This window comes from Mycobacterium sp. (genome assembly GCF_047975165.1).
GTDB lineage: Bacteria > Actinomycetota > Actinomycetes > Mycobacteriales > Mycobacteriaceae > Mycobacterium.
In genome coordinates this window covers 1-9,166 of the sequence record NZ_JBKECZ010000128.1, presented here as the reverse complement: position 1 = coordinate 9,166, position 9,166 = coordinate 1, and the positions used below count along the sequence as shown (strand labels likewise).

General features: G+C 68.8%; 6 protein-coding genes and 2 pseudogenes. 5 read left to right on the top strand and 3 right to left on the bottom strand.

The annotated features are described in order from the left end of the window. The 3 genes and pseudogenes from ACK5M9_RS12825 to ACK5M9_RS12815 all read right to left on the bottom strand — a co-directional run. A pseudogene (locus tag ACK5M9_RS12825) lies at window positions 1-197 on the bottom strand (IS30 family transposase); the annotation flags it as partial. Between the two features lie 233 nt (window positions 198-430). Continuing rightward, window positions 431-568, bottom strand: coding sequence for a PE domain-containing protein (locus tag ACK5M9_RS12820; RefSeq protein ID WP_416893550.1), 138 nt, complete (start codon window positions 566-568; stop codon window positions 431-433). A gap of 147 nt (window positions 569-715) precedes the next feature. Further along, window positions 716-2,428 carry a DEAD/DEAH box helicase gene (locus ACK5M9_RS12815; RefSeq protein ID WP_416893549.1) on the bottom strand — a complete coding sequence of 571 codons (1,713 nt, stop codon included), beginning with the start codon at window positions 2,426-2,428 and terminating at the stop codon, window positions 716-718. A gap of 258 nt (window positions 2,429-2,686) precedes the next feature. On the opposite strand from ACK5M9_RS12815, the gene ffh reads away from it, so the two are divergent. From ffh to ACK5M9_RS12790, 5 genes and pseudogenes are all read left to right on the top strand, one after another. Then, complete coding sequence (gene ffh / locus ACK5M9_RS12810) at window positions 2,687-4,261, top strand: signal recognition particle protein (protein WP_416893548.1); 1,575 nt, start codon at window positions 2,687-2,689, stop codon at window positions 4,259-4,261. A 7-nt stretch (window positions 4,262-4,268) separates the two neighbouring features. Continuing rightward, window positions 4,269-5,345 (top strand): amidohydrolase family protein, encoded by a 1,077-nt coding sequence (locus ACK5M9_RS12805; RefSeq protein WP_416893547.1) that lies wholly within the window; start codon window positions 4,269-4,271, stop codon window positions 5,343-5,345. 83 nt (window positions 5,346-5,428) lie between these two features. Continuing rightward, window positions 5,429-7,165 (top strand): serine/threonine-protein kinase, encoded by a 1,737-nt coding sequence (locus ACK5M9_RS12800; RefSeq protein ID WP_416893546.1) that lies wholly within the window; start codon window positions 5,429-5,431, stop codon window positions 7,163-7,165. Window positions 7,166-7,225: 60 nt separating this feature from the next. After that, entirely contained in the window at window positions 7,226-9,064 is a 1,839-nt protein-coding gene (locus ACK5M9_RS12795; protein ID WP_416893545.1) for an N-acyl-D-amino-acid deacylase family protein, read from the top strand. A 1-nt stretch (window position 9,065) separates the two neighbouring features. Further along, window positions 9,066-9,166, top strand: a pseudogene (locus ACK5M9_RS12790) (TetR/AcrR family transcriptional regulator); the annotation flags it as partial.

Genomic DNA, 9,166 nt, shown 5'->3' with positions numbered 1-9,166 from the left:
GCCTGCGAGTACCGCATGCCGTAGTGCTTGGGATTGGTTTGATACCCCGCCGCCTTGGCCCACGCCCGGCCCGTAGCGCCATGCACCCCGGCCACCGTCGCCGCCGCCGTCGGCGACAGACCCGAATTCACCGCCTCCCAGAACCGCTCACGCACCGACTCCGGCAACCTGTGTGGACCCCGCACCCGAAACCCCATCGAACAACACCTCCGAACTCGTCAGGTGTTGCAGCGACCACTTGAGTCTGAGCGCACTTTTGCGCCACCGGCGCAGAGTCAACCGGGTGGGGATCTACGGCGCTGGTGTGCCGTTGCCGCCGTTGCCACCCCTGCCGCCGTTGGCGGTATGGCCGGTGCCGCCCTGTCCGCCCTTGCCGTACAACCAGCCCCCGGGATGTCCATTGGAACTGCTCGCCGTCCAGTCAGCGCCGTCACCAACCAGCGGCCGCCTGCAACGACGTCGTCACCGACACCGCAGCAGCATTGACCTCCTCCAGCACCGCACCAATACCCACCACCTGCCCCGCCGCAGCACCCAACACATCGGTCGTAGCGACAACGAACGACATAAGAAACACTCCCGGGTCTGGCATGGTTGAACTGCGACGCAACAGTGCCCATTTCCCGTGTTCACCGCAGCTTGATTCGCGTCGATTCCTACGACTCCCCTGCCCTCCGATGATGGTCGGCTACCTCCCGGCTGCTGCCCGTCTAGCTCACTCGGTGTTGAACTGCCGCACCGCGTCGATGCGGGCTTTGAGCTGCTCACTGGTTGCCGCGGCGATCGGCGGCCCACCGCAACGGCGACGCAGCTCGTTGTGGATCCAGCCGTGCGGTCTGCCGGTGCGGTGGTGGGCGATCGAGACCAGCGTGTTGAGTTCGCGGCGCAACTGGCGAATCTGGCCGTGGGTGGTGATCGCCGGCGAGCCGGGGCCTTGCGTGGCTGTGCGCTTCTGCACCTGTTCGTCCTGGCGTCGGCGCAGCAGGGCGCGCATCTGCTCGGCGTCGAGCAGCCCGGGTATACCCAGGTAGTCGGCCTCCTCCTGGCTCCCGGCAGGGGTGGCGGTGCCGAACGAGGAGCCGTCGAAAATGACCTGATCCAGCTCGGCGTCGGCACCCATGGAAGTGAAACCCTTGTCGGGGTCCCCTGGCTCGGTTTGTGTCCGGGTCGCCTCGTCGTCGAGCAGCGGGTCGTCCAGCGATTCCCGGTGCGGGCTGCCGAGCACGTGGTCGCGCTGGGCCTCGAGCTCACTGGCTAGTTGCAGCAGGTTGGGCACCGACGGCAGGAAAATGCTCGCCGTTTCCCCTGCCCGGCGCGAACGCACGAACCGGCCGATGGCCTGGGCGAAGAACAGCGGCGTGGCCGCGCTGGTGGCGTAGATTCCGACCGAGAGCCGCGGGATGTCGACACCCTCGGAGACCATCCGCACCGCAACCAGCCACCTACTGGTGCCCGCGGCGAAGTCGCTAATCCGCGCCGAGGATCCCGGGTCGTCGGAGAGCACGACAGCCGGTGGCTCGCCGGTCAACCGGTGCAGCAGCGCGGCGTAGGCGCGTGCGGAGGTCTTGTCGGAGGCGATGATCATGGCGCCCGCATCCGGCACGTGCTCGCGTAGTTGGCCCAGCCGGTGATCGGCGGCGGCGATCACCGCCGACATCCACTCGCCGGCCGGGTCCAGTGCGGTACGCCAGGCACGCGCGGTTTGCTCGGCCGACAACGGTTCGCCGAGGCGGGCCTGGTGCTCCTCGCCGGCGCTGTCGCGCCAGCGTGCCTGACCCGAATAGGCCATGAACACCACCGGGCGCACCACACCGTCAGCAAGGGCCTCGCCGTAGCCGTAAGCGTGATCGGCCCGCGAGCGCAGAACCCCGTCGGCGTCGGGTTGATAGTCCACATACGGGATCGGGGAGTCGTCGCTGCGAAACGGGGTGCCCGTCAGCGCGAGCCGGCGGGTGGCGTCGCCGAAGGCCTCGGCGATGGCCTCACCCCAGGTTTTCGCATCCCCGCCGTGGTGGATCTCGTCGAAGACGACCAGGGTCCGGCGCCCCTCGGTGCGCACCCGGTGCAGGGCAGGATGCGCGGCGACCTGGGCGTAGGTGACGACGATCCCGTGAAACTCCGGTGAGGTCCGCGGATTGGAGTTGGAGAACTTCGGGTCCAGAGACACACCCGCGCGGGCCGCGGCCAGCGCCCACTGACTCTTGAGATGATCGGTCGGCACCACCACGGTGACCTGCTCGACAGTCCGCTGACCCAGGAGCTCGACGGCGATCCTCAGTGCGAAGGCCGTCTTGCCCGATCCGGGTGTGGCAACCGCCAGGAAGTCACGCGGCTGGCTGCCGAGGTACTTGACCAGAGCGCGCCGCTGCCAGCCGCGAAGCGGTATGCCGTTGACAGCCGGGAACGTGTTTACCTGATCCGGCAACACATTCCCCCAATACAAGTTCGGCCGCAACACGCGGCGCCGGTGACTGTCGGATCGGTTCCTACGTGGCTGTGAAACCTAGCACGGGAACGCATTTCGCCCCGGCAGCGACATGAAGGCCCGGATTGCCCCGGATAGCCGCCTTGCTGACCCGCTGCGCCCGGCTTCGCCGCGCTTGCGATCCGGGGTCTGATGGTGGTGACCCGCTGCGCCCGGCTTCGCCGCGCTTGCGATCACCACGAAGCTAGTAGGGTGGCGGGCGTGTTTGAATCGCTGTCCGATCGGCTGACCGGCGTCCTGGCGGGCCTACGCGGCAAGGGCCGCCTCACCGACGCCGATATCGAGGCCACCACCCGCGAAATCCGGCTCGCACTGCTCGAAGCCGACGTATCACTGCCCGTGGTCCGGGCGTTTGTCCACCGGATCAAGGAACGCGCCCGCGGCGCCGAGGTGTCCGGCGCCCTCAACCCGGCGCAGCAAGTCGTCAAGATCGTCAACGAGGAACTGATCGGCATTCTCGGCGGTCAGACCCGCGAGCTGGCATACGCCAAGAACCCGCCGACGGTGATCATGCTCGCCGGCCTGCAGGGATCTGGCAAGACCACGCTGGCCGGCAAGCTCGCCTACCGGCTCAAAAACCAAGGGCACACCCCGCTGCTGGTGGCCTGCGACCTGCAACGCCCCGCCGCGGTCAACCAACTCCAAGTCGTCGGTCAGCGCGCCGGTGTGCCGGTGTTCGCCCCGCACCCCGGCGCCTCACCCGAATCCGGCCCCGGCGACCCGGTGGCGGTCGCGGCCGCGGGTATCGCCGAGGCCAAGGCCAAACACTTCGACTTCGTCATCGTCGACACCGCCGGACGTCTCGGTATCGACGAGGAGCTGATGGCCCAGGCCGCAGCCATCCGTGCGGCCGTCGACCCCGACGAGGTGTTGTTCGTCCTCGACGCGATGATCGGCCAGGACGCCGTCGCCACCGCCCAGGCGTTCGGCGACGGCGTCGGGTTCACCGGGGTGGTGCTGACCAAACTCGACGGCGACGCCCGCGGCGGCGCCGCGCTGTCGGTCCGCGAAGCGACGGGTGTCCCGATTCTTTTCGCGTCCACCGGCGAGAAATTCGAGGATTTCGACGTCTTCCACCCCGACCGGATGGCCAGCCGGATTCTCGGCATGGGCGACCTGCTGAGCCTGATCGAACAGGCCGAACAGGTCTTCGACGCCCAGCAGGCCGAAGAGGCTGCCGCGAAGATCGGCACCGGCGAGCTGACGCTGGAAGACTTCCTCGAACAGATGCTCGCGGTGCGCAAGATGGGTCCGATCAGCAACCTGCTCGGCCTGTTGCCCGGCGGAGCCCAGATGAAAGAGGCGATGGCCGAGGTCGACGACAAGAGCCTCGACCGGGTGCAGGCCATCATCCGCGGGATGACCCCGCAGGAGCGTGCCGACCCGAAGATCATCAACGCCTCGCGGCGGCTGCGCATCGCCAACGGCTCGGGTGTGGCCGTCTCGGAGGTCAACCAGTTGGTCGACCGGTTCTTCGAAGCTCGCAAGATGATGTCGTCGATGCTCGGCGGCATGGGCATGCCCGGGGTGGGCCGTAGGTCCGCGACGCGAAAATCCAAGGCGGCCAAGGGGAAGAAGGGCAAGAAGGGCAGGCGCGGACCGACCCCGCCGAAGGTGCGCAGCCCGTTCGGGCCGGGGATGCCGGGGATGCCGGGCATGCCGCCGGGGTTCCCCGACCTGTCGCAGATGCCCGAAGGTCTCGACGAGCTGCCGCCCGGGCTGGCCGACTTCGACCTGTCGAAGCTGAAGTTCCCGGGCAACCCCGGACGAAAGTAGCCGCGCCGTGCGCCTGCACATCCGGGGCCGCGGCCTTCCCGGCGACACGCAGACGGACCTGTGGATCGTCGACGGCCGTATCAGCACCGAACCGGTTGCCGACGCCGACACCGTTTTCGACGGCGGCTGGATCCTGCCGGGCCTGGTCGACGCCCACTGCCACGTCGGCCTCGGCAGCCGGGGCGCCATCGAACTCACCGAAGCCATCACCCAGGCCGAAACCGAACGCGACGCCGGAGTCCTGCTGCTCCGCGACGCCGGTGCCGCCACCGACACCCGCAGCCTGGATGATCGCGACGACCTGCCCCGCATCATCCGAGCAGGACGGCACCTGGCCAAGCCCAAGCGCTACATCGCCGGCTTCGCCGTCGAGCTCGACGACGACGAACAGTTGCCAGCCGCCGTTGCCGAACAGGCCCGCCGCGGCGACGGCTGGGTCAAGCTGGTGGGCGACTGGATCGACCGCACGGTCGGCGACCTCACCCCGCTGTGGTCCGACGACGCGCTCAAGGCCGCGATCGATGCCGCGCACGCCAACGGCGCCCGCGTCACAGCGCATGTCTTCAGCGAGGACGCGCTGCCCGGACTGATCACCGCCGGCATCGACTGTATCGAGCACGGCACCGGACTCACCGACGACACCATTGCCCTGATGCGTGCACACGGCACCGCGCTGGTGCCCACCCTGATCAACCTGGAGAACTTTCCGGGCATCGCCGACGCCGCGGTGCGCTACCCGACCTACGCCGCGCACATGCGCGACCTCTATACCCGGGGCCGCGGGCGGATCGCCGCGGCCCGCGAGGCCGGTGTGCCGCTCTACGCGGGCAGCGATGCCGGCGGCACCGTCGAACACGGCCGGATCGCCGACGAGGTGCACGCCCTCACCCAGATCGGCATGAGTGCCGACGACGCCCTGGGGGCGGCGTGCTGGGACGCCCGGCAGTGGTTGGGCCGGCCCGGGCTGGAGCACGGGGAATCGGCGGACCTGCTGTGCTACTCCGAGGATCCGCGTACCGGCCCGGCGGTGTTGAGTCGGCCCGATCTGGTGATTCTGCGGGGCCGGGTGTTCCGGCCCGGCTGAGCAACCCGGATGGTTTCCCCGGTCCAGGCCATGTCAGGAGTGCCGCGGGTGCCAAGCGCCACCGCGATGACTAGTATCGCGGAATGGTCTTGACCGACGGTGCCGATTTTGCCGGTTACACCATCGTGGGGATGCTGCGTTCGGCCGCGACGGGGGATGTCTACCTGGCCCGACGGCCGGACCGGCCGGGCTCGCAGGTCCTCCTTCGGGTACTGCCGGCCTCGCTGTGCTCCGACGACGACTTTCGCGAGCGCTTCTTTCGGGAGAGGCCGGCCGTCATCGCCCTCGATCACCCCAACATCGCGCAGGTGACCGACCGCGGTGAGTCCGACGGACACCTATGGCAGGCGACCGAGCACGTCGAGGGCCGTGACACCGCCGAACTCATGGCCAGTCGATTCCCGGCAGTGCTGCCGGCCGACGAGGTTCTGGCCATTATCAGCGCCGCGGCGGCAGGACTTGATTTCGCCCATGAACACAAATTGGTGCATCGCGATGTCCGTCCTGCCAACATCGTGCAAGCCACGTCCGGCGATGGGGGACCGCGACTGCTGCTGACCGACTTCGGACTGGCGCGCCCGCCCGGTGAATCGGGCTATACCGCGCCCGAGGAATTGCAGGGCGCTGCCGTCGACGGTCGCGCCGACCAATACGCGCTGGCAGCCACCGCGATTCATCTGTTCACCGGTGCGCCGCTGGCCGGTGACGCGGCATCGGGGCGGCTGCGCGTGGGCGAATTGCGTCCGGACCTGGCCGGCTTGGACGAAGTTCTGGCCCGGGCGCTTGCCGGGAACCCGGAGGCCCGATTCGACAGCTGCGGGGAATTCGCTGCCGCGCTCGCCGAGCACGCCAGCGGAGCCGGCGGGGATGGGGGGGGCGGGGGCGGCCCGCAAGCCGACGGGGCGTCGGGCGCGTCGGTCGATCCCGCCTACGCTGTCGACTACCCGGCCTACGACTGGACGTTGCGGGCGCCGACCGCGCAGCAGCCCGCCGGTGTGCCCGAGCCCGAGGGCGCCGGCCGCAAGGGCATCATCCGGTGGCCCGGTGGCGGGCGCCCACGGACCAGGCTGCGCCCGAGTGTCGTCGGGGCCGCTGCGGCGCTGCTGCTGGCCGCTCTGTTCGTTGCGGGTCTGACCATCGGACGTGAGATGCCGGAGTCGAGTAGCCGGGCTCGCGATTCGGCGAAGCCCACGACGAGCGCCCCCGGCGCGACGCCCACCACACCAACCGTCGCGGGCCGGATGGCGCCCTATCCGCTCGACGGCTTGTACCGCATCGAGATGCAACGGTCGCAGGAGACTTTCAACGAGGCACCCACCCCCGAGCCGCCGGACGTGATCACCTGGTGGGGCATCCGGTCCGCGTGCACCGCAACACGTTGCCTGGCGGCCGCGGTGCTGCTCGGCGGCCCCGACCACACGCAGGTGATATCACCCGGGCTGCGACCGCTGATCCTGGAGTTCAGCCAAGGCAGGTGGCAATCCCGCCCGCAGACAACACAACTGCCGTGCGTCGCCTACGGCGGGGTGCGTCGAGTCCAAACCGCGCAGGAAGAGCTGTGGCTTCGTCCGCAGTCGGAGTTCGAGCTGGCCGGCGAGATGATGGTGGCGGTGAAGACCGACGAATGCGATCAGGGCGGGGGCATCATCCGGATCCCCGCGGCGGCGACCCGCGACAGCGACCTGCCGGATGCGGTGGAAATTCCCGACCCGACGCAGATCGCCGTGCCGGCCCCCGCAACGCCGATAACGCCGGAAACGTCGGAAACGCCGGAAACGCAGGCGCCGCCGAGTACCGGGGGGTCGCGGCCCGGCGGGTGACGGGGCGGCGTGTCGGAACGGTACGAACTGCCCGGATTAGATTGTGAGCGATCGCTATCTATGTTACGTTCCGTGGTAGCTCATGAACCTGGAGGAACTGTGACGTTCGATGTGATCATCCGAGACGGACTGTGGTTCGACGGCACGGGGGCGCCCGCGCGCAAACGCACACTGGGTATTCGCGACGGCGTGGTGGCAACCGTATCGGCCGGGCCATTGGACGAGGCGGGCTGCCCCGAAGTGATCGACGCGGCGGGCAAATGGGTCACGCCCGGTTTCATCGACGTGCACACCCACTACGACGCCGAGATCCTGCTCGACCCGGGCCTGAGGGAGTCGGTGCGGCACGGGGTCACCACCCTGTTGCTGGGCAACTGCTCGCTGTCGACGGTCTACGCGACCCCCGAGGATGCCGCCGACCTGTTCAGCCGCGTCGAAGCCGTGCCGCGTCACTTCGTCTTCAGCGCGCTGGAACACAACAAGACGTGGATGACCCCCGGGGAGTACATCGAGAAACTCGACGCACTGCCGCTGGGGCCGAATGTCAGCTCGCTGCTCGGGCATTCCGACCTGCGCACCGCCGTGCTCGGCCTGGAACGCGCCACCGACGACACCGTGCGGCCCACCGACGCCGAACTCGAGGCGATGGCGAGGCTGCTCGATCAGGCGCTCGACGCCGGGATGCTGGGCATGTCGGGAATGGACGCGCCGATCGACAAGCTCGACGGCGACCGCTTCCGCTCACGGGCCCTGCCGTCGACCTTCGCGACCTGGCGGGAGCGGCGCAGACTGATCGAGGTGTTGCGCAGACGCGGCCGGATCCTGCAGAGCGCCCCCAACGTCAAGAGCGCGGTTTCGCCGTTCCTGTTCTTCCTTGCCAGCAGCCGGATCTTCAACCGCGGCAAGGGTGTCCGAATGTCCATGCTGGTGTCCGCGGACGCCAAGTCGATGCCGGCGGCGGTGCACGTCTTCGGGCCGGGAACGCGCCTGCTCAACAAGATGCTGGCTTCCAGCGTGCGTTTCCAGCATCTGCCGGTGCCATTCGTGCTGTATTCCGATGGCATCGATCTTCCGGTGTTCGAAGAGTTCGGCGCCGGTACAGCGGCACTGCATCTGCGCGACCAACTCGAACGAAACGAGCTGATGGCCGATCGGGCCTACCGTCGCCGGTTCCGTCGCCAGTTCGACCGCAAGAAGCTGGGACCCTCGTTGTGGCATCGCGACTTCCACGACGCGGTGATCGTGGAATGCCCGGACGAGTCGTTGATCGGGAAGAGCTTCGGTGCGATCGCCGACGAGCGCGGCCTGCACCCGCTCGACGCATTCCTCGACGTGCTCGTCGAAAACGGTGAGCGCAATGTGCGCTGGACGACGACCGTCGCCAACCACCGGCCCAAACAACTCGACAGGCTTGCCGCCGATCCCAGCGTGCACATGGGCTTCTCCGACGCCGGGGCCCACCTGCGCAACATGGCGTTCTACAACTTTGCGTTGCGGTTGCTCAAGCGCACCCGCGACGCGCAGCGGGCCGGGGCGCCGTTCCTCGCCACCGAACGTGCGGTTCATCGCTTGACCGGCGAGGTGGCCGAGTGGTTCGGCCTCGATGCCGGCACCCTGCGGGTCGGAGACCGGGCGGACTTCGTCGTCATCGACCCCGATCACCTCGACGATTCGGTGGACGCCTACCACGAGGCGGCCGTGCCCTTCTACGGCGGTCTGCGCCGGATGGTCAACCGCAACGACGACGCGGTGGTCGCCACCGCAGTGGGCGGCACCGTGGTGTTCGGCAGCGGAGAGTTCCGCCCAGGCTATGGGCAGTCGGTCAAGTCCGGCCGGTACCTGCGGGCGGGGGAGCGGGAGTCCCGTCGCCGCCGGGCCGCCGCGGGCGTCCCCGCCTGACATGGCCAGGACCCAGCAGCAGCGCCGCGAGGAGACGGTCAGCCGGCTGCTGCAGGCCGGCATCGACACCATCATCGACCTCGGCTACGCGCGGGCATCGGC

What these genes read in the sequence shown, in the direction of transcription:
- ACK5M9_RS12795 (WP_416893545.1), top strand. Translation starts at nt 7,226, where the DNA reads ATGTTACGTTCCGTGGTAGCTCATGAACCTGGAGGAACTGTGACGTTC.
- ACK5M9_RS12820 (WP_416893550.1), bottom strand. Translation starts at nt 568, where the DNA reads ATGTCGTTCGTTGTCGCTACGACCGATGTGTTGGGTGCTGCGGCGGGG.
- ACK5M9_RS12800 (WP_416893546.1), top strand. Translation starts at nt 5,429, where the DNA reads ATGGTCTTGACCGACGGTGCCGATTTTGCCGGTTACACCATCGTGGGG.